Raw genomic sequence first — 375 nt, 5'->3', positions numbered from 1 at the left:
TCCCCCGAGACAAGAGCGTGCTTGTCACTGTTGCCGAGAAGGCAGAGAGGGACAAGGCGACGTTCGCCGCTTATGACATCTGGTGCAAAGGTGACTCCACAAGGGCGGGAAAGATCCCTACATACGACACCCTGGTCACGCTCCCGGAAACGGGGGACGTCATTGATCTCGGCGTGCGGATGGGTGGTCTCATCTACGTCGGGCGTGAGGATCCGCAGAAAATGATCGCTCAGGCTCTGAGCGCCCGTGGGCTGCAGACGGAGTATCGGGACGACAAGACCTTTCTTGTGCGCCCAGAGGAGGCGGCCGGTGGGGAGTCGCGGTCGGTGTCCGCCACAACACAGAAGGTCGCCAATCTGGCTGTGGGTCGTCGGC

At 61.9% G+C, this 375-nt stretch carries 1 protein-coding gene; it reads left to right on the top strand.

Going from position 1 to position 375, the window contains the following annotated elements; genetic code table 11:
• The coding region (locus tag ACLQ24_RS30405) for a hypothetical protein (RefSeq protein WP_425895168.1) at positions 1–375 on the top strand (375 nt) is incomplete at both ends.

It is taken from the genome of Micromonospora sp. DT4 (assembly GCF_049841675.1).
In the GTDB taxonomy this organism is placed as follows: Bacteria; Actinomycetota; Actinomycetes; order Mycobacteriales; family Micromonosporaceae; genus Micromonospora.
This window is presented reverse-complemented; position numbering and strand designations above follow the sequence as displayed.